We start from the raw sequence: 26,935 nt of genomic DNA, 5'->3' as shown, positions 1-26,935 counted from the left end.
GAAAACTCCTTGCTTTAGCTGGTAATTTATTTTAAAACTGATGTTCAGTTTATGTAGTTTATTCTTGAGAAGCCGGGTTCTGTTCTTGCACATGCGTATGCTTATGGTGCAGCGCGGCTTTGCGTTTAGCCGTTTTTTGGGTCAATAAAATAGCTATTGCTAATAGAATCAGTGGCAGTAGGGCCACTGATGGTAGCAACCAAAAAATGAGAAAAGCACCAATGCCAGCAATATTTGCTAATAACATGGCAGGAATATGGAAAGCGCGAAAATAGGAAATTAAATGCAGGCCTAAACCAATCCAAGTGAAAATCGTTAAATGGTCAAATAAGGCCGTTCGCGCGGAAAAAAAGTTGGTGACGTGCAGTACTGGTAGCACATGACCAATACCTAAGACTGCACAACTGAGCAATAAGAATAACATAAATAACGTATCATAGAAACCCGGTAATTTAAGTAGGGAAATTTTCACAGCAACCACCTCTGATTTATGAAGATGAATTTACTATTTTAGTATAGCAGAGATTAAGTTATGTGAAAAATTTTTGCCTTAAGTTTTAGTAAAAGCTGCCGCGGCCTACAGTTAGAATTGATAGCGTTTTAAATTTCAGTGAGCGTTTTCAGCCTCTGGCACATCTAATCGTGTTATACTAAAAATAATTAAAACGATGAGGAGTGATTTGATGGTAGAAAAAACATTTACTCAAGCTGAACTGGCACAATATGATGGTACGAATGGGAAACAAGCTTATGTTGCCGTAGACGGTGTGGTTTATGATGTTACTGACGTTAAACCGTGGGCAGGAGGCAAGCACCATGGTCACACTGCAGGTCACGATGTTTCAGAAGAAATTACACATGCACCACATAAAAAGTCAGTTTTAGAAAAATTAACTGCAGTCGGCAAATATACCGGCTAAGGCAAAGAAGGTTACAACATAATTTCACTTATGTTGTAGCCTTCTTTTTTGGTGCATATTATCTGCTAAGGGCCGTAAAACAGTTGCAGATTTGATATAAAAGGTGGCAAAATTGTTGTCGGTTTTCCTACTTTTTTTGCAGTTTATGTGCTTGAATCAGTTAATTTATGTCAGTACATTTTGTCAAATATCGTGGCAGCCGGTTGCGGTACCGCGATATTTGGCTTTTTTTATACATTGGTAGAATCAATATTCGGTCCAGTAATCAGCATGACGCACTGATTACTAAGTACAAATTTTTGCAACGATTTTTCGTTAATATATATTATTTTAAAATAAAAAGAAAAATTATTGCAAAAATTGAGACGGCATGATACATTGTAAGCGTAAACAAACGACAGGAGGTAGAAATTATGGTATCTGTTACAACGATTATCTTATTAACGCTTTATGTTACCATTGCTGTCCTTGACCAAATATCAATGCAATTAGGGCCTTATTCACCGTTATTTGGCGGCGCTATTACTGGATTAATTATGGGTGACTTAACAACAGGGTTGGCGGTTGGTGCAACCTTACAATTGATGACTTTAGGGGTAGCCACATATGGTGGCGCCACCGTACCTGATTTTTTAACAGGATCAGTTATGGGAACTGCTTATGCAATTATTGCGAGTAAAGGTGTGGCTTACGGAATTGGTTTAGCTGTACCAATCGGGTTATTGATGACTCAATTAGATATTTTAGCGCGGATGAGCAACACTTTCTTCCAACATCGGGCGGATAAATTTGCGAATGAAGGAAACTACCGTGGAGTTGAGCGGCAAAATATTTATGGGATGATTCCTTGGGTGTTATCACGTGCGGTGCCGGTGATTGTGGGCCTTGTTTTCGGTCAAAGCGTAGTCACTGCGATCAATAACTTTATTCCACAGTGGTTTATGCAAGGGCTTGAATCAGCAGGGATGATCTTGCCAGCAATGGGGATCGCGATTTTGATGCGTTATCTACCACTTAAAAACTACTGGCCGTTTTTCATTATTGGTTTTGTTCTAATGGCTTACTTCAGTAAATCATTTTCAATTTTGGGTGTTGCTTTAATTGGTTTAGCAATGGCTGGGTTGTACTTGATGTTTGGTACTAAGCCATCAGCGCCAACCAGTGGTTCACAAAATACCAAGCCAGCACCAGCGGCGACCGACCCAGACTCGACTGATCTATACGCGGAAGAAGAGGTGGAATTCAATGACTAAATTAGATAAAAAAGACATCAAAAAGGTTTATTGGCGTAATCTTTTCGGCTTGCAATGGGGCTGGAACTACGAGCGGATGCAAGGCCTCGGTTATTCGTGGGTCATGATGCCCGTGATCAAGAAGCTGTATAAAGATAAGCCAGAAGATATGAAGACTGCTTTGAAAACACATTTAGGTTATTTTAATACGAGTCAGCCAATGTCACATTTGATTATTGGCGCTGATATTGGGATGGAAGAAAAAACTGGTATGAAGGATGCGGAAGCCATCGTCGGATTAAAAACGGGGTTAATGGGTCCGTTAGCTGGGGTTGGTGACACACTATTTCTAGCTATTTTCCGAACAATTATTTTTTCCATTGCGGCTTATATGGCACAATCTGGTTCCGCAGTTGGGTTATTTATCCCTGTTGTTGCCGGAATCGCGATTCTGGCTGTCCGGTATTGGTTCACTGACGTTGGTTATAAGCAAGGGGCACGATTGGCCACTGACTTCGCGGATCGTATGAAGACTTTGACGAATGCTGCTGCAATCTTAGGTTTGACGGTTGTTGGTGCCTTGATTCCAGCAGTTATCACCTATACTTTAGATTTGAAATATCAAATGGGTAAGGTCACATTGAACGTGCAGGATATGTTAGATCAAATCATGCCAGCCTTAATTCCCCTTTCGATTGTCATGGTGTCATATTGGCTGTTAGGTAAGAAGAAAATGAACTCAACTAAATTGATTTTTGTTTTGATCGGTTTGGGGATGTTGCTTGGTAATCTAGACAACATTTTCGGTGCAATTGGTAGCTTGTTCTAAAGCACTGGGTTCTAATAGGCAGTTCAAGCTATTATCCAGCAGCAAGGGAGGAATATTTTATGGCAATTATTCATGCACGAATAGATGAACGGCTGATTCATGGTCAGGTGGCAACGGTTTGGACGCGGTTAAGTGGTGCGGAACGAATCGTGGTCGTTAACGATAAAGCCGTTAAAGACGACATGCAGATCGGCGTTTTAAAAATGGCGCGACCTCAAGGCATTAAGCTGACGATCATGTCAGTGCGGCGGGCAATCTATACTTTTTCACAGGGGCGTTACGCTGATGAAAAAATCTTTTTACTCACACAAAATATTCAAGATATGGCGGCTTTGATTGCGGGTGGCATCAAAACAGAGCAAGTTAATGTCGGTAACATTGCGCCGCATGAAGGCACTAAACAAATTAAGGCGTCCGTTTATTTAAATGAGCAAGATATTGCGGATGTTAAGCTGATGATCGAGCAAGGGGTTAAGGTGACAGCGCAAATGGTACCGACAGAAAGCGATGCGTTGATCACGACCTTTATTAAATAATTGGCAACTTAAGTTTTTAATGAAATAGTTGCAAGCATATTAGTGGCTGCGAGCTAATAAACAACCGTAAAAATAAAGTAGGTGATGACAATTTTATTTGATCGAATTGAACAACAATATAGCACCATGAGTAAATCACAACAGCATATCGCTAACTATTTGCGTCAACATCCACAACAGTTTGTTGATTCTTCCACCCATGAGTTAGAGCAGCATGTGGGTGTTTCTGCCTCAACAATCGTTCGTTTTGTTCAGTCATTAGGTTACGCTGGCATGGACGAGATGCGGGTTTACTTGGTACAACAGATTCAGCACAATGAGCAATCAATTGATTTGGTGATCAAACCGGAGGACGATGCACAAACGCTGACCATGAAAATGCAGCAACTGTACCGCGATGCCGCGGAAACACTACACGAAACGCTGGATAACGGTGAATTAACAAAGGCAATCAGCACGTTACGCCAAGCCAAGCGCATTTATCTGTTTGGGGTTGGAACTTCCGGATTAGTTGCTTATGATCTGTATCACCGGTTAAATCGTTACGGTAAAACTAGTTTTTATGATACTGATGCCCACATGAATTTAGAATTTTCCACGCAAAGTACAGCTGACGATGTTATTTTAGCAATTTCCTACTCAGGAATCACTAAGGAAGTAGTCGTTGGGGCACAGGCAGCGCAAAAACGTAATACACCGGTGATCAGCATCGTGAGCAATCTTGATTCACCGCTAACTAAGCAGACTGATATAACTTTACAAATTCCACAAACTGAGCATTTAGTCCGGCTGGCTTCGATTTCATCACGGATTCATTCAATGATCGTTACCGATATTCTTTTCAGTGGTATCATTCAAAAACAATTGCCAGAAATGTAGGATACCATTATTAAATCTAACGAAATTGTTTCTCGGCTTAAGGATAAGACCGGTAATTAAAACAGAGTGGAGGAAGGCAAGTGGCTAAATTAACGACGGAACAACGAAATCCTAATACGATGCAGATCGATCAATTAAAGGGTACTGAAATTGCTAAGTTGATCAATCAAGCGGATCATAGCGTTGCGACTGCCATCAGCACGCAAAATGACGCAATTGGCCAAGCAATCGAAGCCATCACCGCGCGTTTCCAGACTGGCGGCAGAATTATTTATATGGGCGCCGGCACATCAGGACGATTAGGTGCTTTAGATGCCATCGAATTGACACCGACATATGGTGTTGCCCCTGAGCGCGCATTTGGACTACTAGCAGGTGGTCAAAAAGCGATGTTTGCGGCAGTTGAAGGGGCTGAGGATTCAAAAAAATTAGCTGTGCAAGATCTTGAACGGGTTAAGCTGAATCAAAATGATACGGTTATCGCACTAGCTGCCAGTGGCCGCACACCATACACGATTAGTGCCTTAACCTATGGTAACAAAATTGGGGCGCTAACTGTTTCCATTACTTGCACAGCCAGCAATCAGATGACTGATTTAGCGCAAATTGCCATCAATCCAGTGGTTGGTCCCGAAGTGGTCACTGGTTCCACACGGATGAAGGCTGGCTCAGCACAAAAAATGGTGCTTAATATGCTGTCAACCGGCGTTATGATCCGCATGGGCTACGTCTACGAAAATTTAATGATCAATGTTCAACCAACTAATGAAAAATTAGTCCACCGGGCCAGCGGTATTCTGGCAACTATTTTGTCATTAGATGATGCGGCTGCAGGGCAACTGCTGGCTGCGGCGCATAACAACGTTGCTGCTGCAATTGTGATGGCTAAAGCTAACCAGGATTACACGGCTGCCCTCAAATTGTTGGCGGCTAATGACAACCGCGTAGGAAACATTATTTGACCTAGCACATCGTGGAAAAGTGCTTTTTCACCGCACAATTAGTGGTGTAACGGCGGCCGCACACCGCTTAGCTGTGAAATCATAGCGGCTTGATTGCTGAATTTAAGCAAGCCGGATTGGTGAAGCAGCTTTTTTTAATAGCATTCTAACGCTAAGGTTCAAATAAAAGGTACTGGAGCGTAATTTCACTCGGCACGGTAACGCTATTTGGAGGTGAACGAATGCCACTACTAGGTATTATTTATTTTCTGGTGATCATTGTCGCTAATTCTTTAGGCGCCATTTCCGGCATGGGTGGTGGTGTCCTGATCAAACCAATTTTTGATCTCATCGGCGTGGATAGTGTCGCCGCAATCTCCTTTTATTCTGCAGTAGCCGTTTTTGTCATGTCGATCACAGCCACGATCAAGCAACGCCAAAATGGTGTTAAATTAAAAGGCAGCTTCATTTCTTGGCTCGCAGTTGGCGCTATTATTGGTGGTATAGCTGGTAAAAATTTATTAACTGTTCTGTTGCGCGTAACTGTTGAAAAAAATGTGTTGAGTGTGCAAATCAGCATAACGATCATCACCATTTTATTTGCTTTTTTTAGCACACGCTATGGCTGGCGTAGTTGGCAACTTACCGGTTGGTACTGGTCTTTAGGCTGCGGCTTACTTTTAGGTGGTTTTGCTAGTTTTCTCGGCATCGGCGGTGGACCAATTAATGTAGCGTTATTAATGCTGATGTTTGGCTTGCCGATCAAGGAAGCAACGCTGTATTCATTGTGTACGATTTTCTTTTCCCAAGGTTCAAAATTGGTTAGCCTGATTGTCTCTGATGAATTAAGTCTGATCAATTTAGAGTTGCTCTGGTTTATCATTCCAGCCGCGCTGCTCGGGGGTTACGTTGGCTCACTATTTAGCAAAATATTGTCAGATGATAAAGTGACGCTAGTATTTCAAGGGATGCTTTTAGTGGTTATTTTGATCAATACGTATAACGGTATTAGATTATTTATCTGATGTGGTCTAATGGTAAGCTTGCGTTCAGTTGGATGCCAGATGAGGCAACTAAGCGGTATTCTTTTGACTGTAAGCATATTAATGAGGCTTAACGCTGGACGTTAGGTCTTTTTTTACGCTAATCATCAGTGTAGCCAGGCTAGATTAGTAACTTGCTCACACGATGTACACAACGACCACTTAATTTAATTGTCGGTCAAACGTCTAAACGACAGTTTTGTACAGGGGCCTGTTTGCACAGCAGCGGCACCCATTTACTAACTTTTTCAGAAATAACCAACAAATCCCTAGCAACTAGGCTCAGTATCGGCTATAATCGAACCTGCAGCTGAATTGCTGATCAAGCTAATCGAAAGCCGTTGTTTTTGCCGCTAAACACCGTGATACCGGCGCTGACTTCTGTAAAGTAAATTAGGTTGACAAAGATTTTCTGGAAAGTTATAATTATTCTCGTTGCATTAGGAGGAAACTTCAATGAAATGGTCTTTACTTGAATTAGAAAAGTATCAGCAAGAGCCTTTGCCACTTGCGGACACGCTTGATTTGAAGGCAGATTTGCTGAAGCGTGATCCACAAATTATTGACGTCAGTCCGATCGCGGTTTCTGGTTTAGTTTCACTAGATCAGAGCACGATCACGGCGCACGTTGTGGTAACGGGAACGTTGACACTACCGTCAACTCGCTCATTGAAGCCAGTTGCGCTGCCATTAGATTTTGAATTTACTGAAATCTACGTGCCAGCCGACCAGCGTAAGTTAGCGGAGGAAGATCAAGCGGACACCGTGATCGTTTTAGAAAACGAGACCCTTGACCTTGATTCAGCGGTGGTGGATAATATCTTGCTGAATGTCCCGATGCAGGTGCTGACGCCTCATGAACGTGAGGACGAAGCAGATATGCCTAAAGGTAACGATTGGGAGGTCATCTCTGAGGATGATTACGACCAGTTACTGGAAGCGCGTAAACAACAAGGTGATCCACGTTTTGCGCAACTAAAAGGTTTATTCGATGAATCAACCGATAAGTAATGTGAAACGATAAATATTTTAAGGAGGTGGAATTTAATGGCAGTACCAAAAAGAAAGACTTCCAAGACGAAGAAACGTATGCGTCGCGGACACATTAAATTAGCAATGCCTAACTTAAGCGCATGCCCTAATTGTGGCGAATTGCGTGTATCTCATCACGTATGCCCAAGCTGTGGCTTTTATGATGGCAAACAAGTTATTACAACAGGTAAGAGTGCAGACTAATAGACCTGTTTAAAAAGCATTAGCGGCCATGGCGCTAATGCTTTTTGTTTACGCTAAATTAGGGGATGTGAAGTAGGTGTGGCGGTCTGAAAGTAGTCATTTTTAAAGATAAACTTTTATGCAGTGAGGGCAGCGTTTAGCGCCGCTGGGTTCAAACGTCATGTTCAGCATCGGCGATATTTTGCTGATTAAGCTGGAGAATGCGTAGGCGCTGTTGCAGCGTTGTGAGCATATAATGAGCAATCAGTTGGTCAAAATCTGCCGACACACCATTTCTGGCCTTTTCTAAAGCCAGCATATAGGCGTCGCGAGAGGCTTTCGCTGGCTGGACATTAATGACTGGATAACCGGCTTCCGTGAGTGCAAGATTCATTAATAAGCGGGCGGTGCGACCGTTACCGTCAATAAAAGGATGAATCGCTACGAAACGCTGGTGCAGGCGAGCTGCATAGATGACGGGATGCAAGCTTTTTTGCGTTTCATTAGCCCACGTGATCAAGGCGTCCATTTGGGGGCGAATACTGAATGGATCAACATAGGGATGATTTTCTAAACCATTTGGCCACACGGTGATTGCCCGATAAACACCAGCATCAGCTCTGTTTTCAGCAGTTTGTAGCGTGGCTAAGCGATTCAAATCGCGAATGATTGTTTGGGTCAAGGGTTGCTGACGTTTGGCTAGGTCTAGCATATATTCGTAAGCTTGATTAAGATCTAGCACTTCAAGAATATCTTTGACGGCAGCACCATGGATCGTCAGGCCCTTATTAAGAATCGAAGCAGTCTCAAACTGATTTAGCTGATTGCCTTCAATCGTACTGGAGGACCATACGTGTTCGATGCGAATATTTTTTTCAAGTTGAATAACTTGAGCTTTAGATAGCGGTCGATAATGATCGATTTGCGTTTTTAACTTGGTGATCGTAACTAGCAATTCAGTTAATTTCTGCATTGATTTCACCCCATTTATAAGTGGTCATTTTCTATAGTATACTGAATTTAGATCATTGGCGCTAGCTAAGTTAATGTTAGCTTGGTAGCTGAACCATTTTGCTAATGCTCAGCCGCTGAGCACTTTGGCGGAAACGTGGTTGAAAAAGTAGCGGCCTGCGCTTAGCTACATAAATCGAACGATCCACTGCGTGTCTCTTATCGCTTTATTACGCTAATGCTCAGCCGCTGAGCACTTTTTCAACCACTCTACTTTTATTTCTTGCGCTTTTTTGATAGGATAGAGGTTGTTAAATAGATACAAGGGGGCACAAAGAAATATGGAAAAGCAAACACCACAAATTGGTGTCGTTGGTATGGCGGTCATGGGCAAAAACTTGGCTTTGAATATTGAAAGCCGCGGTTATACCGTCGCCATCTACAACCGAACAAGTTCTAAAACCGAAACAGTGGCTAAGGAACATGCTGATAAAAAATTAGTGCCAAGTTACAGCATTCAAGATTTCGTTGCCTCATTAGAGAAGCCACGGCGGATCATTTTAATGGTCAAAGCCGGTGCTGGTACTGATGCCGTCATCAAGGAATTAGTTCCATTATTAGATAAAGGCGACGTTTTGATCGATGGTGGTAACACCTTCTTCAAGGACACGATCCGCCGTAACACTGAATTAGACAAATCTGGGATCAACTTCATTGGTATGGGTGTTTCCGGTGGCGAATTAGGCGCCTTAAAGGGGCCTTCAATGATGCCTGGTGGTCAAAAGGAAGCTTATGACCTTGTTGCACCTATCTTTGAACAAATGGCTGCTAAAGCCGAAGACGGCGCTCCTTGTGTCACTTACATTGGGCCTAACGGTGCTGGTCATTACGTTAAAATGATCCATAACGGCATCGAATACGGTGATGAAGAATTGATTGCTGAAAGTTATCACGTCTTGCATGAATTAGTCGGCTTATCCGTTGACGAAATTGCAGCGATTTTCAATGACTGGAACAAAGGCGAATTGGACAGCTACTTGATTGACATTACCGCTGATATTTTGACGCGTAAGGACGATCTTGGTACTGGCAAGCCAATCGTTGATGTTATTTTAGATCGGACAGCTAACAAAGGTACTGGTAAGTGGAGTTCCGCCAATGCACTAGAGTTAGAAATTCCACAATCATTGATCACAGAATCAGTTTACGCACGTTACATCTCAATGATGAAGGACGAACGCGTTAAGGCCAGCAAGGTATTACCTAAGCCAGTTGGCAAGGTTGACTTTGACAAAACTGAAGTCGTTGAAATGATCCGTAAAGCCTTGTACTTCAGCAAGATCATGAGTTATGCCCAAGGTTTCGAACAAATGCGCATTGCTTCTGACCATTATGATTGGGATCTAGACTACGCTAACATTGCCCGTATCTGGCGTGCTGGCTGTATCATCCGCGCCCAATTCTTGCAGAACATCACGGATGCTTACGAAACAGATCCTAAGTTGCAAAACTTAATGTTAGATGATTACTTCTTGAACATTACGAAACAATATCAAGAATCAGTTCGTGACCTTGTTGGTTTAGCCGTTAAAGCCGGCGTACCTGTACCAGGTTTCGCAGCTGCCATTTCTTACTTTGATTCATACCGTTCAGAACGCTTACCAGCTAACATCATCCAAGCTGAGCGTGATTACTTCGGTGCCCACACTTACGAACGGACAGATCGTCCCGGTAGCTTCCATTATCCATGGTACGAAGAACAATAATTTTAGCGCAAAACACAAAGCCATTTTGACTTTGTGTTTTTTTATACCAAATGAGAATTCACTAAACGCCATTACAGTCAGCAGTGGTAGCTTTTTTAGCGAAACAATGGTAAAATTACTAGCTGTATGAGAATTGTCATTAAGCGATTTTAAACGTAAATATAATTAAGTGAGAATTAACTAAGGTTCTTTTGAGGAGTTGTGAGACCTAATGAGTAAAGTTCTAATTATTGAAGATGAAAAAAACTTAGCCCGCTTCGTTGAGCTTGAATTGCAACATGAAGGCTACGAAACGACGGTCCATTATAATGGCCGGACTGGCTTAGATGCTGCGTTAAACAGTGACTGGGATGCTATTTTGCTAGATTTAATGTTGCCTGAATTAAATGGTCTTGAAGTCTGCCGGCGAGTACGGCAGGTTAAGAACACACCAATTATCATGATGACAGCCCGTGATTCCGTGATCGACCGTGTTTCTGGCTTAGACCACGGCGCTGACGATTACATTGTTAAGCCTTTTGCCATTGAAGAATTATTGGCACGGCTACGGGCTTTATTGCGCCGCATCGATATTGAAGGCGAACAAAATAACGCTAAGCAAACCACCGTTTCTTACCGCGATTTAACTATCGAAAAGGAAAACCGGGTTGTTAAGCGTGGCCAAGACACAATTGATTTAACCAAGCGTGAATATGAATTATTATTAACGTTAATGGAAAATGTCAACGTGGTGCTAGGTCGTGACATTCTATTAAACAAGGTTTGGGGCTACGAAAGTGAAGTCGAAACTAACGTGGTCGATGTCTACATCCGTTATTTACGTAACAAAATCGACCGTAAAGGCGAAGATAGTTACATTCAAACGGTTCGTGGCACTGGGTACGTGATGCGCTCGTGATGACCAACCCAGCAAATGATCCTAATCAAGTAAAGCGGGCTCGACGCTTCTCCCTCAGGTGGAAGTGGGCGTTGGGTGCCGCTTTTGGTATATTCATTGTTTTTGCTGTTTTCGCAATTTTACTATTTAGTCGTTTTACCGCCATTATGATGAACCAAGAAGAAACGAATTTAAAGGATACCATGACCCTGGTGGTGGAGCGGCTGAACAATCAGTCCAACACGCTGACCAATAAAACCGTGCTGCCGTACTTGCGGCCTGATTTGGCCACGGCAGCCGACCCGGTACCAGAAAATAAAACGCGGGGCAAAGATAACATTTACACGGATTCGATCATCGTTAAGTTGGCGCGCGAAGACGTAACGGTGACGATTTATAATCCTGCCGGTAAGGAAGTTTATGCTTCCCGCAATATTTCAACTAAGTTTAAGCAGACCAAGGCAATCGATGTTTCCCGCGAAAAAGTGGGCAGCCAAGATGGCTTTATTGGGCGGCGGCCGATTCGCTCGCGGACAAGTGGGCGGATCATCGGCTATGTTCAGGTCACCAGCCAGCTGGGCACGTTGCACAAAGATCAGCATCAGTTACTGGTAGCTTTTTACGTGCTCGGTGCATTTGCCTTTCTGGTTAGTGGGGTGCTCGGTTATTTATTGGCGGTTTATTTCCTGAAGCCGATCAAGGCAATGACGGAAACCATTGATATTATCAATCAGGAACCGCAGTCAGTTGAACGGATCGCCGCCCCGCAGCGTAATGATGAGCTGGCGGATCTAACCAATCTATTCAACGATATGCTGGATCGCATGCAGCGCTACATTGAGCAACAAGAAGAGTTCGTCGAAGATGTTTCCCATGAATTGCGGACGCCAGTGGCTATTATCGAAGGTCACATGCAGATGCTTAATCGCTGGGGCAAGGACGATCCGGAGATTCTAAGCGAATCGATCAGCGCTTCACTGCAAGAAATTACACGGATGAAGAGTTTGGTTCAGGAAATGCTGGATCTGTCCCGCGCTGAGCAGGTGGACATCCATTATCCGAATGCGATGACCGATGCCAAAGAGGTGGCCAACCAAGTTTTCGGCAATTTCAAGTTGATCCATCCAGAATTTACCTTTACGCTGGACGACGATTTAAAGGCACCAACAGTTATTAAAATTTATCGCGATCATTTTGAACAGATTTTGATCATTTTAATGGACAATGCGGTGAAATATTCGCAAAAGCGGCAAGAAGTGCATTTGTCGATTTCGCGTGACGAACGCAACGTTGAAATCGCCGTGCAGGACTTTGGTGAAGGTATTGCGCCAGAAAATATCGACCGCGTCTTCAACCGCTTTTACCGCGTGGACAAGGCGCGCAGTCGTGACAAAGGCGGTAACGGCCTTGGTTTGTCGATTGCCCAACATTTGGTCGAAAGCTATCACGGTGGGATCCGAGTGGAAAGCGTTTTGGGCAGCGGTGCGATTTTCCGCGTTTCGTTCCCAATCGTTAAAACGTTAGAACCAGGCGAATCACTGCTAGATCTAGAAAATAAAACCGGCAACACACCAACGCCGGATGCATAAAAAAAGCATTTCAACTGGGCGGTAATCCGCGCGTTGAAATGCTTTTTGTTTAGTTATGATGTTGTTGTTTACCCGCGTTACGATTGCGCTTTGGCTTCGCGGCTGCTGCAGACGTTACCGTCTTTGGCTTAGGCTTGACCACTGCTTTTGCAACCGGCTTCGGTGGATTCTTTTTAATTTCTTCCGCCACTTCAGCTTTGATCCGTGGCATGTAATAGAAGTTGGTGATCATCGTTTGGAAAATCGCCAAGATCCCACCAGCAAAGAAGTACAGGCCTAAGCCGGCTGGGGAAACTAGGGCAATGAAGAAGGTCATCGCTGGACTCATTAACATCATCGTCTTCATTTGCTTCTTCTGACTTTCGGGCAGGCCAATCAAGGACAAGTAGCCTTGCAGCACATAAGTTAAGCCAGCTAAAACAGCGACGACAATATTGGTTTGGCCTAAGCTAATGCCTAAGAACGTACTCTTAAAAATTGCGGGACTATATTGGATCGCCATGTATAAGGCCGAGAATACCGGCAACTGAACCAACATCGGTAAACAGCCGATTCCACCAGTCATGCTGACGCCATTTTCTTTCATGGTGGTCATCATTTCCTGGCTTAAAGCCGCCTTTTCCTCAGAGGTCGTTGCGGCAGCTTGACGCTTTTGAATGTCATCTAATTGGGGCTTGATGGCTTCGCGGCGGTGTTGCTGCTTCAAGGTGCTCTTGGATTGACTGAGCATCAATGGCAACAAAACCAAACGCACGATCAAAGTGATCAGCAGAATTGCCCAACCATAATCAGGGGGATTACCGAATAACTTGGCCATCCAAGTGATCAAATGTTGCATTGGCAAACCTAACCAATGATAAATCGGCCCGTAAATAAAGCCGGTTGGCGGCGTACGGTGCGTTTGGGTATTGGTACATGCAGACAGTAATAAGGTTAATACCGTGAACAGTCCACCGTAACTAAGTAGACGTTTTATTCGCTTCATGTGTTGGATTAAATTCCTTTCTACAAAGAGCGCGGCAAACTAAGTTTATGCCGGTTCATTTTTAATAACATTAGCTGTATTTACTAGCCAAATCGGCCAATAAAGTCTTCTACTACTATACTTGAATGACCGGCATTTTTCAATCAGACTTTAGACCGTGGCGCAAAATAAGTTACCGCGGTTTTAATTAGTGACAGCGAAGTCGCGGTAAACCTTATCATCAGCCAGTTCAGTTAAATCAACGCGCGTCACTTTGGCGTAGGGCGAAGGACCATTTTTGATTGCCTTAATAAAGGCCGCAATTGCCTGCTCATCACCACGAGCCTCAATATAAACCGTGCCATCCAGCAAATTGCGCACGATTCCAGTCACACCAATCTTATCAGCCACCATTTTAGTTAAATAACGAAAACCAACGCCTTGCACACGACCAAAAACAGTTAAACTTACACGACGCATATTGAATACCTCCTTTTAAGAGTGTCAAAAAAGGCGCCATGTTTTGAGCATTAGCCTAGTAAGGCAATAAGACCCATGAAATGGGACGTTTGACTTGCGTAGCTACTACTCCGCAAACAAGGTGAGCTATTTGCATAAACCGCAAATAGCTTTAATGCTACGGACGTTGTCCATTCAACTAAGGCGAAGATCGCCAAGTTGAAACATGGCAAGCGCAGGGAGCTGCTTTTTCGAACACGTTTTCGCAAATTCAGAGCGCTGGGAAAAAGCGCCTAGTTACTACTCCGCAAACAAGGTGAGCGGTTACCACAAATCCCAGTAACACTACAAATGCTGCCTATATTTCCATTGACAGCCCGCCTAATTCTGAACGCTACTTCATTATAGGCAATTTTGCGCGTAAGTACCAGTGTAGCGCTAGCGACGGACGTGTTATAATTAAATTAGTGCGCTGGACTAAATAGCTTAGCGCGCACACTAAAATTACAGTCACAGAGGAGTTGCACCATGACGCTAATTACCAGTTCAAAAAATGATTTGATCAAAACTTTGCATAAATTAAACCGTAAAAAAAATCGAACCGAGCAACAACGTTATTTGATCGAAGGGGTTCATTTGGTGCGTGAAGCGTTAGACGCGCAAACACCAATTGAAATGATCTTGGCCACCGAAGACTTTAAGCGTGTGACTTGGGTGCCCGCCTCGATGTCGATCTATTGGCTCAAGCCGGAAGTCGCGCAAACGCTGAGCGCCACGGTGACCACCCAAGGTATTTTCGCGGTGCTACCATTACCAACGGAAAAGTTGCCGCAAAGCTTCAACGGCACGTGGTTGTTGCTCGATGGCGTGCAGGATCCTGGCAATATTGGGACGATGGTGCGAACCGCTGACGCAGCTGGCTTATCCGGTGTCGTTTTAGGCGAAGGCAGCGCTGATTTGTACAGTGATAAAGTGTTGCGCGCCATGCAAGGCAGCCATTTTCACATCCCAATATATCAAGGCGACTTGAATGACTGGCTAACCGCTTTAAAAGCGGCGCAGGTACCGATTTACGGCAGCGAGTTGAACCCAGCGGCCGTGGATTTTCATACGGTGCCGGCGCAACCAGAATTTGCCTTGATCATGGGTAATGAAGGCAACGGGATGCAAATTGACTTGTTGGCACAAACCGAGCAGAATCTCTATATTCCGATCCAAGGCCGCGCAGAATCGCTGAACGTGGCGATTGCCGCCGGAATATTACTGTTTCAACTCAAAAATTAAGAATAGATTACGTTCAGTGTGAAAAACTAGCCAAGCGGGAAAAAATAGGTTATTCTAACGATGTTAGTAGTTGTGTTGTCAAATTATTTAAATTGATGTTTAAAATTGGTTTAACGTAAACGCGCCTAAAAAGCAGTTTTCTATGCCGATTTAGGCTGGTGTTCAAAATTTTAACGCTTTTTGCGGCACACTCTAGTTTGAGATCCTTTTAATCTGTCGTTGTGCTAAGCCACGTGCTTAGTTGATTTTATAGAAGAAAGGCAGCCATTGAATGACCAAAAAACTTAACTGGCAAGACGATCAAGCATATGTAGATGAAATTGCGGATTTATTGGCCACCGACGCGGTTCAGCGCCTCGCCAACTACACGCAGCACCATTTTTCCAACCGTTTGGAACACTCACTGCATGTTTCTTATCGCAGTTACTTAATCGCTAAAAAAATGCACTTAGATACCCGGGCAACTGCACGTGGTGGTTTATTACATGATTTATTTTATTATGATTGGCGAACCACTAAATTTGATATGGGCACCCACGCCTACGTGCACCCGCGGATCGCTTTGCGTAACGCTGAAAAAATAACAACATTATCTAAAAAAGAAAAAGACATTATTATCAAGCATATGTGGGGCGCAACGATTGCACCACCACGGTATATGGAGAGCATGATCGTTTCACTTGTTGATGATTATTGCGCTATTGACGAATTCGCGCTACCAGAATTGCAAAAATCTAGCCGCGGATTGAAACAACGTGTGTTGAAGTTAACCGCGAAAATTAGTGAATAACAAAAAGATTATGACCATTTAAGGCCATAATCTTTTTTGTTATGCTTTAAACTAGCGGCCGGTTATCAAGATCTGTCCGCACCGTCAACACGTCAGTAGTGGCATTACGGGTCACATAATCGGTGACGGACCCTGTTAGCGTGCGGGTGAGGGCGTTTTTACCAGTTGCCGCCAAAATAATCAAATCAATTTGGTGATCAAGCTTGAATTCATGGGCAATAATTTTTTTCGGATTACCGAAGCGGATGTGAATGTCGCAATCCGTCACGCCCAGTTGAGCAGCTTCCTGCTGTAAAACCTGCAGATAATTCTGTGTTTGCGCGAAAATCTTTTGCGTGAAACTATCATCATCGGGCACTGGCCGAAAATCATAATTTTTATTCCAAATATCCAGTACATTGAGTAATAATAGATGCCCCTGATTCAATTTGGCAATGCGGATTGCTTTAGTAAAGGCCTGTTGTGCTTGGGGTGAGCCATCAACAGCGACTAAAATGTCGTGATAATTTTGTAACATTCAACGATCCCTCCTAGCAAGTACAAAATATGAATTCATTACCAATTCAGTATACCATTTTTCTGAAAAGTAATGAAAGCTTTATCATAAGAATCAATTTTTACTGCTAGTGGGCGTGGTACAGCTGCTGTTATGGTGGCCGCTACCCATAAAACTTTTCGTCAACGCTATGTGCCAGTTAAGATCAAGTAGTTTTCTGAAAGCACCTTTACCAATTAGCTGAGCAAATAAATGACATTTATTCTGCTAAGGATCAGGATTAATGCGCACGAGAGCCACTTTTTACAAAAGCCTATTTTGCCGCTGTTCACTGCACTATTTAAAAATAAGCTATCAATTGGACTTACTTCTAGTAAGTGTGCTAAACTACTTGCGAGGTGAGAACTATGACAGAAAAAGCGGTGACTGACTGTCAGACTAAACAATTTCAATTATGCCCGAAATTTCAGAAAACATTTACGATTTTAGGCAAGAAATGGAATGGTTTGATCGTTGATGTCTTATTAGAAGAAGGAACTCAGCGCTTCAAAGACCTAGCACAAAAAGTGCCTAAGTGCTCTGATCGTGTCTTGGTTGAGCGCTTGAAAGAATTAGAACAAGAAGGCATTGTGACGCGGCGTACCTACGCTGGCTCCGCCCTGATCGAATATGCCTTGACGGAACAAGGTCAAGATTTAAAACAAGTAATGGATGCCGTCCACGGCTGGGCTGATACTTGGTTGGACGCTGAAGAATGCGTCAAGGAATTAGCCTAAGCTATTGACGCACAAGGTCGGTATGTTAGAATATACCAAGAAAGACGTTGATGGAAAATAGTAATCGGTAGCAGTCAGTTCAGAAAATCGCACGCTTGTTGAAAGGGCGATCACGACTGCACGGTGAATTCACTTCCGGAGTCGACTTTGGGCGTAAACACAAAAAAAGTTCCGGCACAGACCGTTATCCTGGCTTGAGTGTGTAAGCAGCTTATTTGCTTATGAACTAGGGTGGTAACGCGATGCCTCGTCCCTTGAATTTAGGGATGGGGCTTTTTTTGTACCCAATTTACGAAAAAGAATAGGAGTCTGATTTATGAGTAGTCTGCAAGATAAGTTAAATGCATTGCGCGAACAAGGCATCAAAGAAATTGAAAAAAGTGACGATCTCAAGCAATTAAACGATATTCGCGTTAATTTGCTCGGTAAAAAAGGACCAATCACAGAAGTTTTGCGCGGCATGCGCGATTTATCCAAGGAAGAACGGCCTGCAGTCGGCAGTTTTGCCAACAAAGTCCGCGACGCGCTGACTGAATCGATCGAAACGCGCAAGCAGGCCTTAGAAGCGGCTAAAATTGAACATCAATTGGCGCAAGAAAAAATTGACGTCACCTTACCCGGCACACCAGTTAAGCAAGGCACGCACCATGTGATCATGCAAACGGTAGAAGATCTAGAAACTGTTTTTCTCGGTATGGGCTTCAAAGTGGTGCTCGGTTATGAAGTCGAAGAAGAACTATATAACTTTGAAAAATTGAACATGCCCAAGGATCATCCGGCGCGCGATATGCAGGATACTTTTTACATCAACAAGGATATTTTAATGCGCACCCACATGTCACCTGATGAAGCACGGACACTGGAACAACACGACTTCGCCACCGGCCCAATGAAAATGGTTGGTCCTGGGCGCGTTTATCGGCGCGATACCGACGACGCCACCCACTCCCATCAATTCTTCCAAATGGAAGGCCAGTATATTGGCGAACATGTGACGATGGCTGACCTAAAAGGCACGCTCACTTATGCAATTCGCCAGTTCTTCGGCGCTGAACGCGAAGTACGTTTCCGGCCCAGCTATTTCCCATTTACTGAACCTTCCGTTGAAGTCGATATTTCCTGCTTCAAATGTAACGGCGCCGGCTGTGACGTCTGCAAACAGTCCGGCTGGATCGAAGTTCTCGGTGCCGGCATGACGCATCCCAACGTCTTAAAAGCCGCTGGCGTAGATCCAGCTAAGTACGGCGGCTTCGCCTTTGGCCTCGGCATTGATCGCTTTGCCATGCTGAAATACGGCATTGACGATATTCGCCAGTTCTACCAAAATGATATCCGCTTCCTCAGTCAGTTTACTGAGGAATAGGGTAGTTGGTGAAGTGCGGAAATGAGCGCTGTTTTTACAGTACGCTTGAGTTAGCGTAAACGTGTTCGAAAGTCGCAGCTTCCTGCGCTTGCCATGTTTCAACTTGGCGGTCTTCACCTTAGTTGAATGGACAATGTCCGTAGCATCAAGGATTTTCGGAACGAAAATCATCTACTGTTGCGGAGTAGTAGCTAGGCTAATGCTCAGAAACTGACCGCTTTTTTTACAGCACTCTAGCATAAACGTGTTCGAAAAAGCAGCTTCCTGCGCTTAGCTACGCTAGTCAAACGCTCCACTTCGTGTAGCTTATTGTCTAGCTAGGCTAATGCTCAGAAGCTGACCGCTTTTTCGAACACTCTGAAAGAGAGGATTTTATCTTTATGAAAATTTCGTATAATTGGTTAAAAGAATATGTTGATCTTGCCGTGCCGGCTGAGGAGTTGGCTAATAAAGTGACTTTAACGGGGATCGAGGTCGATGGGGTCAAGCATCCTGATGCTGGGCTTAAGAAAATTGTTGTCGGCTACGTTGAATCGACTAAGCCGCATCCTGATTCTGATCATTTGCAATTGTGTCAGGTGCAGATCAGTCCTGAGGAAACGGTACAGATCGTTTGTGGTGCGCCGAACGTGGCGGCTGGGCAAAAGGTGATCGTGGCTTTGCCTGGTTCACGGATCGCGAACAATGAAAAAATTAAAAAAGGTAAGTTACGCGGCGAAATTTCCAATGGCATGATTTGTGCCTTGCAGGAAATTGGTTTTAGCGACGACGTTACGCCGCAAGTTTATGCCGATGGGATTTATGTTTTGCCAGCTGACGCCGAAGTTGGCCTGCCGGTTTATAGCTATTTAGGCATGGATGACGCTATTTTAGATTTGGAAATTACACCGAATCGCGCCGATGCTTTAAGCATGCGCGGCACAGCACATGAAGTGGCGGCTATTTATGGCGAACAAGTTCATTTTCCCGCAGTTAACTTAACGGAGAGTGACAAGAAAGCCAGCGACGTGTTGCAGGCTAAAGTGGTGGATCCCACCGATGCGCCTAGCTATAACTTGCGCGTCATCGAAAATGTCACCATCAAGCCAAGTCCATTGTGGCTACAACGGCGTTTATGGAACGCTGGCGTGCGGCCAATCAACAACGTGGTCGATGTGACTAATTTGATCATGCTAGACTACGGCCAACCGTTGCACGCATTTGACGACGCTAAAATTGGCGGCCAAACGATCGAGGTGCGCCGCGCGCAGGCCGACGAAACATTAACGACTTTGGACGGCAACGAACACGACTTGACCACTGACGATATCGTGATCACAAATGGCACCGATGTATTGAATTTAGCCGGCGTAATGGGCGGCTTGGATTCGGAAATCACGGACGCCACCCAAACGGTTATTTTGGAAGCCGCTGTGTTCGAACCAACGCATATTCGCAAAACCGCGCAACGCTACAACTTGCGCAGCGAAGCCTCATCCCGCTTCGAAAAGGGCGTCAACACCGACGACGTGCTCAACGCCTTGGACAACGCGGCGAGCTTGATCGCTGAATTAGCGGACGCAACCGTGCTAGCTGGCCGTTTATCCCCGACGGCTTTGCCAGTTAAAAAGGTTACCGTTAACGTGACGACTGAACGGATCAACCAAGTTCTCGGCACCGCGATTACGACGGCAGAAGTTAAGGCAATTTTTGACCGGTTAGGCTTTGGCGTGACGGAAACAGCAGGTAGCTTTACGGTCACCGTACCAGCACGACGCTGGGATATTGCTATTGACGCTGACTTAATTGAAGAAGTGGCACGCCTGTACGGTTATGACCGCATGCCCGAAACGCTAACCGCCAGCGCCTCAACTCCAGGCTTGTTGACACCACGGCAGAAGTTGATTCGCCATTTGGAACACACGTTGGAAACAACAGGCTTGAGCCAAGCACTAAGCTACGCGTTGACCACTGCCGATAAAGCAGCCGCCTTCCGCTTAACGGGTAGCCAACCAACCAGCGTGGATTGGCCAATGACTGTGGACCATACAACGTTACGGATGAATTTGATCAGCGGCTTGTTGGACGATCTTGCCTATAACGCTGCTCGCAAGCAACAAAATGTCGCTTTGTACGAACAAGGCCGCGTCTTCTTGAAGCAACACGCCACCACCGTACGTCCCCACGAATTGGAATATTTAGCCGGCGCCATCACTGGTGACTGGCAAGCGGCAGCATGGAATCAGACCGCACAGCCTATCGACTTTTATCAAATTAAAGGCATCGTGGAAACTGTTTTGGCTGATTTCCATTTGACGGCGACACCAGAATTTACGGCAACCGCGCGCCATCAGGACATGCACCCTGGCCGGACCGCTGATATTTTAGTCGGCAGCCAAATCGTTGGTTTTGTTGGCCAAATTCATCCGCGAGTGGCTAAGCAATACCGTTTATCCGCAACTTATGTGTTCCAATTAGATTTAGAACAATTATTAGCCTTAGACAGTCAAGCGGTGGTTTACCAACCCGTTTCACGCTACCCAGCCGTTACCCGTGACGTGGCGTTAGTCGTGGACGCAGCAACAACCAACGCTGCCTTAGAAGCAACGATCCAAGCTCACGGTGGTGCGTATTTAACCAACGTCCAATTGTTCGACCTCTACGCTGGCCAGCATATTGACGCCGGCAAGAAGTCATTGGCTTACACCTTGACTTATCAAAACCCTGATGACACCTTAACCGACGACCAAGTTAACGCCGCCTTTGCCAAAGTAGTGACTGCCTTGCAAGACGAACATGACGCAACAATTCGATAAGCAACTTTTGTGAGTGCGGCGTAGCAGGGGGGCGTGCTCGAAAGCGGCTGGTTAATCATTCTGCAGCGGAAACGTGGTTGAACAGGCAGATTTCTGCGCTTGCCATGTTTCAACTCGGCGGTCTTTGCCTTAGTTGAATGGACAACGCCCGTAGCATCAAAGGTTATTAGCGTTCTTTGCTAATAAACTACTCTGATTGCGAAGTAGTAGGCTAATGCTCAGAAGCTAGGCGCCTGTTCAACCGTAATCTAGAGCTTGCGGCAGCGGAAACGTGGTTGAACAGGCAGATTTCTGCGCTTAGCTACGCTAGTCAAACGCTCCACTTCGTGTAGCTTATTGTCTAGCTAGGCTAATGCTCAAAATCTATGCGCCTGTTCAACCACTCTTTGCGATTTTCTTAATTTGTCGATGTGCAGGTGCATTTAAGTCCAATTTTTTGTATAATGTGTAAGGCATTGTACAATTATTGCCGGTCAGTTATTTGTGTGAGCAAGCACAGTTAGTGACTGATCAAGTTTGGATTAGAAATAAGGAGGTTTTGCTTTGGCTAATCGTGGCGATAAACAGCCTGACCATCAAAGTAAAGACAAGCAGCAACTTGAACTTGATGCTGAGAAATTAGCGGAGGAGCGGGTGGCTGAGAAAAAAGTAGTCGATAAAATTGTTTATTGGATCGTTGGCCTGTTAGTTTTATTGGTCGTGGTTATTGGGTTACTGGGGATGAATTATGTTCATTCATCGCTGCAGCCATACGATAAGGACAACAATAAAACAATCGTGGTCAAGATTCCAATTGGGGCGACTAACAAGCAGATCGGCGCTATTTTAGCAAATGAAAAAGTAATTAAAAGCGCGATGGTCTTTAATTATTACGTTAAAGCGCATAATTTTTCGGAATTTCAAACCGGATTTTATAATTTAAAACCATCGATGCCATTATCGGAAGTGACGAAAAAGCTCTCCGATGGCGGTAGTCAAACTAGCCAGTACCGTGTCCTCGTCAAAGAAGGGGCGACCACGGAACAAGTTGGTGCGGCAGTCGCTAAGGCAACGCATTTTTCCAAGAAGCAATTCTTAGCCTTAATGAAAGACCAAACATTTATGCAAAAATTGGCGAAGAAGTACCCCAAGTTATTAAGCTCGTCGATGGCGCAAAAAGAGGTCCGCTATCACCTAGAAGGTTACTTATATCCGGCAACTTATGACTATTATCAAGGCATGAGCTTAAAGGAATTAGTCACTGATATGGTGGAGAAAACCAATCTGATCATGACGCCGTACTACAAGCAGATTGCGGCTAAAGATTTAACGGTGCAAAAGGTGTTGACGCTAGCGTCGTTAGTTGAACGTGAAGGCAATACCTCGACTGACCGCGCCAAAATTGCCGGCGTATTCTTTAACCGAATTGACGCCAGCATGCCATTGCAATCCGATATTTCGGTTATGTATGCACTGAATACGCATAAAACACATTTGTACAACAAAGATCTAGCGGTGAAATCACCGTATAACCTGTACAAAAACAAGGGTTATGGTCCAGGGCCGTTTAACAACCCAAGCAAAGACTCGATCCAAGCCGTTTTGAACCCAACGGAACGCGCACAAGATTATCTCTACTTTGTGGCCAATTTGAAGACCGGTAAAGTGTACTATTCACAAACCTTTGAAGAACACACGAACACCAATAGCGGGATTCAAACTAAGAACGGTAATAATAACTAGCTTAAGGCAGTCAGGATAACTCTTGACTGTTTTTTGCAGTATCAAATCGTGCTAATTTTGGAGGATGAATCATGACGGAGTCACAATCCGCAAAACCAATCGTCATTGGCGTCACCGGGGGCACTGCCTCAGGCAAGACCACCGTTTCCCACGCTATTTTCGATCATTTTGCTGATAATTCAGTTTTATTATTGGAACAAGATGCTTATTACAACGACCAAAGCGACATGACCATGGCCCAGCGCAAGGCGGTCAACTACGATCATCCACTGGCCTTTGATACAGCGCGGTTGATCAGTGATTTGGAAAAATTATTACATTATCAGGCCATTGAAAAGCCCGTTTATGACTATAAATTATTTAATCGCAGTCAAGCGACAATTTTGCAGCAGCCTAAGGACGTGATCATTCTTGAAGGAGTTTTAATTTTGGATGATCCGCGCCTGCGGGATTTAATGGACATCAAAGTATTCGTCGATACTGATGATGATGTCCGCGTGATTCGACGAATCGAGCGCGATATGCACGACCGCGGCCGTTCGCTGGAAAGTGTCATCAAGCAATATTTGACTACGGTTAAACCAATGTATCATCAGTTTGTGGAACCAACCAAGCGCTACGCTGATTTGATTGTGCCCGAAGGTGGCGAAAATCAAGTTGCCATCGATTTATTAGTCACCAAGGTGCGCTCGATTTTAACGCAACGAGGTAAATAATTTCAGTTTAGGTTATTTACAACTGTACAGTAGCGTGGTACGCTTATTTGAATATAAATTTGTCGGCGGGAAGTGCGCGGACGAAGACTCAGCTACCGTGTAAATTAGTTAGCGGCGGCTGTTTATTATAGGAGGAAATGGAACATGGCAGAACAAGAATTTCAAATGACTGCAGAAGGTAAAGAAAAATTAGAAGCAGAATTAGAAGACTTAAAAGTTAATAAGCGCCCCGAAATCGTTGAGCGAATCAAGATTGCCCGCGGTTTTGGCGATTTATCAGAAAATTCAGAATACGAATCAGCTAAGGATGAACAAAGTTTCGTTGAAGGCCGTGTGGCAACCATCGAAAATATGTTACATTATGCTGTTGTTGTGGATAACAATGCAATTGCGGCCGATGAAGTTGCCGTGGGTAAAACGGTTAGCTTTGTTGAAGTGGGCGATGACGATGAAGAAAGCTACACCATTGTTGGTGCGGCTGAATCAGATCCCTTTGCCGGCAAGATCAGCAATGACTCACCAATTGCCAAGGCGTTGATCGGCCAACATACCGGCGACCAAGTCACGATCACAACTCCAGGCGGCGATATGCAAGTTAAGATCACCAAAGTAACTGACTAAGCTGGCGCATTGAGCCAGAACTGAACCTAGCCATATATTGACTATTTTGGCTAGGCGAATAGCGGCAACGAATGGATGGGATGATGGTGCAAGCCACCACGCCCATCCATTTTTGTTTGACCGTAAATCAGTCTAAAGGCTGATTGGATTTACGACTAAAGCAAAACGCCAAAACGCGAGGTAACGTGTATACTAAGTTTAATCAAAGCGTACCAAATATTTATGCGCACCTTGCACGGCTACCGTTGCCGTCAAAATAAAGTAGCCATTTAAAATCAAACTGGGTCAGGCGCCTGCTGTCACTGCGGCCGCCTGCCATAAAAATAAAAAGTCATGCGACTTAAAAAAAGGAGGGCGCAATTTGCGACGACTTGGACCTTGGCGTATTTTCTTGATCATTGAAGCCATGTTATTGATCACACTGGGCTGGCAATTATTTTCCCATGCGCCGTCGTTAGTTTTTCTAGTATTAGGGGCGCTAAGCCTGCACGTTGCCAATAAAAGCAAGCAGCGGCGCTTTTTAACTAGTTTTTTCTGGCTCTTCGGTATTTTAGCAATCACGATCACTTTACTGACTAATCCCACAATTTGGCTGATGTTGATCGTTGGTATTTTCTTTGCTTTAACGCAAGGCTATAATTGGCGTGGCCAGCAGCAGTATTTACGCTGGTTACCTTGGAATAAGAAGGCCTTTCATGCGGTAAAAACGCGCGAACCAAATACTCACGCCGGTGAAAGTGTACGTACCAGCTGGTTTGGCAATCAAACGATTGGTAATGACGTGTTTGAATGGCAAGATATTAATTTGGTGTTGGCCGTGGGCGATACGATCGTGGACCTGGGCAACACCTTGCTGCCTAAGGCTGAAAATACGATCGTCATTCGTAAAGGCATCGGCCGCACGCGAATTTTAGTGCCAGTGGGAACCGCCGTGATGCTGGATCACACGGCTTTGGTCGGTAATGTGACCTTTAATAATAAGCAATACAAAATGAATAATACAGCGTTGAAACTTTATAGCGAAGATTATGATGACAATCAACGGCGGATCAAACTGCTGACCAATGTGTTTATTGGTGATTTAGAGGTGATCTTCGTATGAGTAGACGCTCACAAGGCTTTATATTTGCGATAACAAGTTTGTTATCGTTTCTTTTGCTGAACGCGTTATTTTATTCCTATTTTTACGCGGTCAACCAAGCGGACTGGCTAAGCACGTTATTTACGGCGCAGCTAATGTACATCCCACTGTACGTTTATCTGATCGTTGGTTCGTTACTGATCGGCGCGGTGATCACAACGATTTTTTATTTGCTGATGCACCAACAATTGCGGCAAATTGAATCCAAATTAGCACTACTAGGCAGTGGCCAGTATGAGGCGGACATTTTTCAACACGTCAGCGCCCAACCAACTGCCTTTGATCTCGATGCTAGTGTTGAACGCCTGCGCCAAAAAATGATCAGCTTGCAGCAAGAAATTCAGACCTACAGCGATCGCCCGCAACTGGTGGATGGCGCCAATAAGGAAGAAATTCTGACCCAAGAACGCCACCGATTGGCCCGCGAATTACACGATTCCGTCAGCCAACAGTTATTTGCCGCAATGATGCTACTATCGGCGTTAAATGAGATTGCTGGCAAGCCAGACAAGGCGGCGCAGCTGAATCAACAATTGAAGCTCGTTGAAAAAATCATTAACGAAGCCCAATCAGAAATGCGTGCGTTGCTGCTACATTTGCGGCCAATCAGTTTGGAAGGCAAGTCGCTACGCCAAGGAATTATCCAACTACTGAAAGAATTGACCACCAAAATTCAATTGAACATGCAGTGGGATATTGGCGACGTTAAGTTATCCAGTGGCGTGGAAGACAATTTATTCCGCATCGTCCAGGAATTGCTCTCCAACACATTACGGCATTCCCAAGCGAAGTCACTTGAAGTATACTTAAAGCAAGTTGAACAAATGGTCGTTTTAAAAGTCGTCGATGATGGCATCGGTTTTGATATGCAAAAAAGCGATCACGCCGGTAGCTACGGCCTCAATAATATTCGAGAACGAGCGGCTAGTATTGGCGGCACGGCGAAAATTATCAGCTTTCCCAAGCAAGGCACTAGTGTAGAAATTCGCGTGCCGCTAATACATGGCGAAAACACCGAAAAATAAGTTAG

The 26,935-nt window shown here is 44.5% G+C and carries 27 protein-coding genes and 1 other annotated feature; of the genes, 22 read left to right on the top strand and 5 right to left on the bottom strand.

Annotated features, from left to right (window positions below; all coding sequences use genetic code 11):
* Positions 1-58: 58 nt before the first annotated feature.
* Positions 59-472, bottom strand: coding sequence for a hypothetical protein (locus EKM80_RS02215; protein ID WP_125551491.1), 414 nt, complete (start codon positions 470-472; stop codon positions 59-61).
* 211 nt (positions 473-683) lie between these two features.
* Between EKM80_RS02215 and EKM80_RS02210 the strand changes: the two genes are divergently transcribed.
* The 9 genes from EKM80_RS02210 (at position 684) to rpmF (ending at position 7,616) form a co-directional block, all read left to right on the top strand.
* Entirely contained in the window at positions 684-920 is a 237-nt protein-coding gene (locus EKM80_RS02210) for a cytochrome b5 domain-containing protein (protein ID WP_125551490.1), read from the top strand.
* Between the two features lie 413 nt (positions 921-1,333).
* Entirely contained in the window at positions 1,334-2,173 is an 840-nt protein-coding gene (locus EKM80_RS02205) for a PTS mannose/fructose/sorbose/N-acetylgalactosamine transporter subunit IIC (RefSeq protein WP_125551489.1), read from the top strand.
* The gene (locus EKM80_RS02200) at positions 2,166-2,981 is read left to right on the top strand and encodes a PTS system mannose/fructose/sorbose family transporter subunit IID (protein WP_125551488.1); all 816 of its coding nucleotides are present in this window, start codon (positions 2,166-2,168) and stop codon (positions 2,979-2,981) included. The genes EKM80_RS02205 and EKM80_RS02200 overlap by 8 nt, the downstream gene beginning before the upstream one ends.
* A 59-nt stretch (positions 2,982-3,040) precedes the next feature.
* Complete coding sequence (locus tag EKM80_RS02195) at positions 3,041-3,517, top strand: PTS system mannose/fructose/N-acetylgalactosamine-transporter subunit IIB (protein WP_125551487.1); 477 nt, start codon at positions 3,041-3,043, stop codon at positions 3,515-3,517.
* Positions 3,518-3,601: 84 nt separating this feature from the next.
* Entirely contained in the window at positions 3,602-4,396 is a 795-nt protein-coding gene (locus EKM80_RS02190; protein ID WP_125551486.1) for a MurR/RpiR family transcriptional regulator, read from the top strand.
* A gap of 80 nt (positions 4,397-4,476) precedes the next feature.
* Positions 4,477-5,358 (top strand): N-acetylmuramic acid 6-phosphate etherase, encoded by an 882-nt coding sequence (murQ, locus tag EKM80_RS02185; protein ID WP_225418787.1) that lies wholly within the window; start codon positions 4,477-4,479, stop codon positions 5,356-5,358.
* Positions 5,359-5,579: 221 nt separating this feature from the next.
* Positions 5,580-6,362 (top strand): sulfite exporter TauE/SafE family protein, encoded by a 783-nt coding sequence (locus tag EKM80_RS02180; protein WP_125551485.1) that lies wholly within the window; start codon positions 5,580-5,582, stop codon positions 6,360-6,362.
* A 474-nt stretch (positions 6,363-6,836) separates the two neighbouring features.
* The gene (locus EKM80_RS02175; protein WP_125551484.1) at positions 6,837-7,391 is read left to right on the top strand and encodes a YceD family protein; all 555 of its coding nucleotides are present in this window, start codon (positions 6,837-6,839) and stop codon (positions 7,389-7,391) included.
* Positions 7,392-7,427: 36 nt separating this feature from the next.
* Complete coding sequence (gene rpmF / locus EKM80_RS02170; protein WP_125551483.1) at positions 7,428-7,616, top strand: 50S ribosomal protein L32; 189 nt, start codon at positions 7,428-7,430, stop codon at positions 7,614-7,616.
* A gap of 151 nt (positions 7,617-7,767) precedes the next feature.
* Here rpmF and EKM80_RS02165 read toward each other — a convergent pair whose 3' ends face one another.
* Complete coding sequence (locus tag EKM80_RS02165; protein ID WP_125551482.1) at positions 7,768-8,568, bottom strand: Fic family protein; 801 nt, start codon at positions 8,566-8,568, stop codon at positions 7,768-7,770.
* Positions 8,569-8,887: 319 nt separating this feature from the next.
* Between EKM80_RS02165 and gndA the strand changes: the two genes are divergently transcribed.
* The 3 genes from gndA to EKM80_RS02150 all read left to right on the top strand — a co-directional run bounded on the left by gndA (position 8,888) and on the right by EKM80_RS02150 (position 12,778).
* Complete coding sequence (gene gndA, locus EKM80_RS02160) at positions 8,888-10,312, top strand: NADP-dependent phosphogluconate dehydrogenase (RefSeq protein ID WP_125551481.1); 1,425 nt, start codon at positions 8,888-8,890, stop codon at positions 10,310-10,312.
* 211 nt (positions 10,313-10,523) lie between these two features.
* A complete protein-coding gene (locus tag EKM80_RS02155; protein WP_125551480.1) occupies positions 10,524-11,210 on the top strand; it encodes a response regulator transcription factor in 687 nt (228 codons plus the stop codon).
* A complete protein-coding gene (locus tag EKM80_RS02150) occupies positions 11,210-12,778 on the top strand; it encodes a HAMP domain-containing sensor histidine kinase (RefSeq protein ID WP_125551479.1) in 1,569 nt (522 codons plus the stop codon). Before EKM80_RS02155 ends, EKM80_RS02150 begins: the two co-directional genes overlap by 1 nt.
* Before the next feature lie 49 nt (positions 12,779-12,827).
* Here the strand turns inward: EKM80_RS02150 and yidC are convergent, their stop codons facing one another.
* Both yidC and EKM80_RS02140 read right to left on the bottom strand, forming a co-directional pair.
* Positions 12,828-13,763: a membrane protein insertase YidC gene (gene yidC / locus EKM80_RS02145; RefSeq protein WP_125551478.1), complete on the bottom strand. Its 936-nt coding sequence runs from the start codon at positions 13,761-13,763 to the stop codon at positions 12,828-12,830.
* Between the two features lie 183 nt (positions 13,764-13,946).
* Positions 13,947-14,222 carry an acylphosphatase gene (locus EKM80_RS02140; RefSeq protein WP_125551477.1) on the bottom strand — a complete coding sequence of 92 codons (276 nt, stop codon included), beginning with the start codon at positions 14,220-14,222 and terminating at the stop codon, positions 13,947-13,949.
* Positions 14,223-14,729: 507 nt separating this feature from the next.
* Here EKM80_RS02140 and EKM80_RS02135 point away from each other — a divergent pair.
* Both EKM80_RS02135 and EKM80_RS02130 read left to right on the top strand, forming a co-directional pair.
* Entirely contained in the window at positions 14,730-15,485 is a 756-nt protein-coding gene (locus EKM80_RS02135; protein WP_125551476.1) for a TrmH family RNA methyltransferase, read from the top strand.
* A gap of 271 nt (positions 15,486-15,756) precedes the next feature.
* Positions 15,757-16,275, top strand: coding sequence for an HD domain-containing protein (locus EKM80_RS02130; RefSeq protein ID WP_125551475.1), 519 nt, complete (start codon positions 15,757-15,759; stop codon positions 16,273-16,275).
* A gap of 46 nt (positions 16,276-16,321) precedes the next feature.
* On the opposite strand, the gene EKM80_RS02125 is transcribed toward EKM80_RS02130, so the two are convergent.
* Positions 16,322-16,792: a universal stress protein gene (locus EKM80_RS02125; protein WP_125551474.1), complete on the bottom strand. Its 471-nt coding sequence runs from the start codon at positions 16,790-16,792 to the stop codon at positions 16,322-16,324.
* Between the two features lie 386 nt (positions 16,793-17,178).
* Between EKM80_RS02125 and EKM80_RS02120 the strand changes: the two genes are divergently transcribed.
* The 8 genes from EKM80_RS02120 to EKM80_RS02085 all read left to right on the top strand — a co-directional run bounded on the left by EKM80_RS02120 (position 17,179) and on the right by EKM80_RS02085 (position 26,930).
* Complete coding sequence (locus tag EKM80_RS02120) at positions 17,179-17,547, top strand: winged helix-turn-helix transcriptional regulator (RefSeq protein WP_125551473.1); 369 nt, start codon at positions 17,179-17,181, stop codon at positions 17,545-17,547.
* Between the two features lie 38 nt (positions 17,548-17,585).
* Positions 17,586-17,805, top strand: a binding site (T-box leader).
* Between the two features lie 58 nt (positions 17,806-17,863).
* A complete protein-coding gene (pheS, locus tag EKM80_RS02115; protein ID WP_125551472.1) occupies positions 17,864-18,910 on the top strand; it encodes a phenylalanine--tRNA ligase subunit alpha in 1,047 nt (348 codons plus the stop codon).
* A 380-nt stretch (positions 18,911-19,290) separates the two neighbouring features.
* A complete protein-coding gene (gene pheT, locus EKM80_RS02110; protein ID WP_125551471.1) occupies positions 19,291-21,705 on the top strand; it encodes a phenylalanine--tRNA ligase subunit beta in 2,415 nt (804 codons plus the stop codon).
* A gap of 543 nt (positions 21,706-22,248) precedes the next feature.
* On the top strand, positions 22,249-23,427 hold the full coding sequence (mltG, locus tag EKM80_RS02105; protein ID WP_125551470.1) for an endolytic transglycosylase MltG: 1,179 nt from the start codon (positions 22,249-22,251) through the stop codon (positions 23,425-23,427).
* 71 nt (positions 23,428-23,498) lie between these two features.
* The gene (gene udk / locus EKM80_RS02100; RefSeq protein WP_125551469.1) at positions 23,499-24,143 is read left to right on the top strand and encodes a uridine kinase; all 645 of its coding nucleotides are present in this window, start codon (positions 23,499-23,501) and stop codon (positions 24,141-24,143) included.
* Between the two features lie 144 nt (positions 24,144-24,287).
* Positions 24,288-24,764, top strand: a complete 477-nt coding sequence (greA, locus tag EKM80_RS02095; protein WP_125551468.1) for a transcription elongation factor GreA — start codon at positions 24,288-24,290, stop codon at positions 24,762-24,764.
* A gap of 361 nt (positions 24,765-25,125) precedes the next feature.
* Positions 25,126-25,866 carry a cell wall-active antibiotics response protein LiaF gene (gene liaF, locus EKM80_RS02090; protein ID WP_125551467.1) on the top strand — a complete coding sequence of 247 codons (741 nt, stop codon included), beginning with the start codon at positions 25,126-25,128 and terminating at the stop codon, positions 25,864-25,866.
* Positions 25,863-26,930: a sensor histidine kinase gene (locus EKM80_RS02085; protein ID WP_125551466.1), complete on the top strand. Its 1,068-nt coding sequence runs from the start codon at positions 25,863-25,865 to the stop codon at positions 26,928-26,930. The genes liaF and EKM80_RS02085 overlap by 4 nt, the downstream gene beginning before the upstream one ends.
* Positions 26,931-26,935: the final 5 nt, after the last annotated feature.

It is taken from the genome of Loigolactobacillus jiayinensis, from assembly GCF_003946445.1.
GTDB lineage: Bacteria > Bacillota > Bacilli > Lactobacillales > Lactobacillaceae > Loigolactobacillus > Loigolactobacillus jiayinensis.
Note: the sequence above shows the minus strand (reverse complement) of the source record. Positions and strands in the feature narration are given on the sequence as shown.

Bases quoted from the DNA above. Each gene is read 5' to 3' on its own strand.
- EKM80_RS02200 (WP_125551488.1), top strand. From the start codon at position 2,166: ATGACTAAATTAGATAAAAAAGACATCAAAAAGGTTTATTGGCGTAAT.
- rpmF (WP_125551483.1), top strand. From the start codon at position 7,428: ATGGCAGTACCAAAAAGAAAGACTTCCAAGACGAAGAAACGTATGCGT.
- yidC (WP_125551478.1), bottom strand. From the start codon at position 13,763: ATGAAGCGAATAAAACGTCTACTTAGTTACGGTGGACTGTTCACGGTA.
- EKM80_RS02195 (WP_125551487.1), top strand. From the start codon at position 3,041: ATGGCAATTATTCATGCACGAATAGATGAACGGCTGATTCATGGTCAG.
- pheS (WP_125551472.1), top strand. From the start codon at position 17,864: ATGAGTAGTCTGCAAGATAAGTTAAATGCATTGCGCGAACAAGGCATC.
- gndA (WP_125551481.1), top strand. From the start codon at position 8,888: ATGGAAAAGCAAACACCACAAATTGGTGTCGTTGGTATGGCGGTCATG.
- EKM80_RS02180 (WP_125551485.1), top strand. From the start codon at position 5,580: ATGCCACTACTAGGTATTATTTATTTTCTGGTGATCATTGTCGCTAAT.
- EKM80_RS02150 (WP_125551479.1), top strand. From the start codon at position 11,210: ATGACCAACCCAGCAAATGATCCTAATCAAGTAAAGCGGGCTCGACGC.
- EKM80_RS02125 (WP_125551474.1), bottom strand. From the start codon at position 16,792: ATGTTACAAAATTATCACGACATTTTAGTCGCTGTTGATGGCTCACCC.
- EKM80_RS02140 (WP_125551477.1), bottom strand. From the start codon at position 14,222: ATGCGTCGTGTAAGTTTAACTGTTTTTGGTCGTGTGCAAGGCGTTGGT.
- pheT (WP_125551471.1), top strand. From the start codon at position 19,291: ATGAAAATTTCGTATAATTGGTTAAAAGAATATGTTGATCTTGCCGTG.
- EKM80_RS02175 (WP_125551484.1), top strand. From the start codon at position 6,837: ATGAAATGGTCTTTACTTGAATTAGAAAAGTATCAGCAAGAGCCTTTG.
- EKM80_RS02155 (WP_125551480.1), top strand. From the start codon at position 10,524: ATGAGTAAAGTTCTAATTATTGAAGATGAAAAAAACTTAGCCCGCTTC.
- EKM80_RS02165 (WP_125551482.1), bottom strand. From the start codon at position 8,568: ATGCAGAAATTAACTGAATTGCTAGTTACGATCACCAAGTTAAAAACG.
- EKM80_RS02210 (WP_125551490.1), top strand. From the start codon at position 684: ATGGTAGAAAAAACATTTACTCAAGCTGAACTGGCACAATATGATGGT.
- udk (WP_125551469.1), top strand. From the start codon at position 23,499: ATGACGGAGTCACAATCCGCAAAACCAATCGTCATTGGCGTCACCGGG.
- EKM80_RS02205 (WP_125551489.1), top strand. From the start codon at position 1,334: ATGGTATCTGTTACAACGATTATCTTATTAACGCTTTATGTTACCATT.
- EKM80_RS02190 (WP_125551486.1), top strand. From the start codon at position 3,602: ATGACAATTTTATTTGATCGAATTGAACAACAATATAGCACCATGAGT.
- EKM80_RS02135 (WP_125551476.1), top strand. From the start codon at position 14,730: ATGACGCTAATTACCAGTTCAAAAAATGATTTGATCAAAACTTTGCAT.
- greA (WP_125551468.1), top strand. From the start codon at position 24,288: ATGGCAGAACAAGAATTTCAAATGACTGCAGAAGGTAAAGAAAAATTA.
- EKM80_RS02085 (WP_125551466.1), top strand. From the start codon at position 25,863: ATGAGTAGACGCTCACAAGGCTTTATATTTGCGATAACAAGTTTGTTA.
- EKM80_RS02130 (WP_125551475.1), top strand. From the start codon at position 15,757: ATGACCAAAAAACTTAACTGGCAAGACGATCAAGCATATGTAGATGAA.
- EKM80_RS02120 (WP_125551473.1), top strand. From the start codon at position 17,179: ATGACAGAAAAAGCGGTGACTGACTGTCAGACTAAACAATTTCAATTA.